This is a genomic window from Streptococcus sp. Marseille-Q8145, from assembly GCF_965112035.1.
In genome coordinates this window covers 1-963 of record NZ_CBCOPQ010000014.1, presented here as the reverse complement: position 1 = coordinate 963, position 963 = coordinate 1, and the positions used below count along the sequence as shown (strand labels likewise).

Annotated in this window: 2 pseudogenes; both read left to right on the top strand. The window is 44.1% G+C overall.

The window, feature by feature from the left end:
• Positions 1–103, top strand: a pseudogene (locus ACWPVL_RS11670) (sorbitol-6-phosphate 2-dehydrogenase); the annotation flags it as partial.
• 26 nt (positions 104–129) lie between these two features.
• A pseudogene (locus ACWPVL_RS11665) lies at positions 130–963 on the top strand (winged helix-turn-helix transcriptional regulator); the annotation flags it as partial.

Sequence of the window (963 nt, the reverse complement as noted above, 5' to 3'; positions counted from 1 at the left end):
ACTCAGTGAAGTAGCGGATTTGGTGAACTACTTCTTATCGAATCGAGCAAGTTATATCACAGGCGTTACAACAAATGTGGCAGGAGGCAAGTCGCGCGGATAATCGGTAATTTGGAGGAGGTCACCTGATTGAATAGTTTGGATTATCGGCTTTTGCGTTATCTTTTGGCAAATGGTACCTCCAGCCTAGACGAATTGGCTGAAAGCGAGAATGTTTCGACACGCACGATGCAAAAATATATCCATGAACTAGGCGAGTCGTTGGGGGATGCAGCCGAAATTCGCATTAACAAAAGCGGGTACTTCCTGCATATTCTGAATTATCGAAAATTTTCACTGATTCAGTCAGGCGTGTTCAAGCAAAACATTGATAATAACGACAAGCAAAAACGGCAGGCGGAGATTCTGTTTCGGTTGATCAAAGAACGGAAATTTGTACCTATGGATGAGATTGCCGACCAGCTGACCGTGAGTCGCGGCCCACTTCTAAAAGATTTAGACGCGTGTCGGCACTGGTTAAAAAATTACGATCTTGGCATTGAAAGTGCAACGAGTCGCGGCATTAAGCTGCAGGTAGGCTCAACGGTCGATTTAACGATGCTGAGTTATAACCACTTATTCGACTAGGTACAGGCAAGGCTTTTGGACGATAAGACTTTAGTCGCGGCGGTGATTAGGCGGCTCAATGCGGGCAAGATCAAAACGAGTACCACCCAGATCTTCCAAAAGGTGATGCAAATTGTGGTTTTCCTGAAGCGTCATCACTATGAACTTAACGGCATCAGCAAGTATTACACGAACTTAATGGAAGATTCACCTTTGTTCATTAACATCATTGCGGACATTGAGGATCGGTGTCGGGTCAAGTTTAGTCAGGAAGAATATAACTTTTTGGCGTTTCCGTTTAACCTGTACGCAAATAAATTATTATCAGCAGAAAAGTTAGCCCGAAAGGTACAGGCA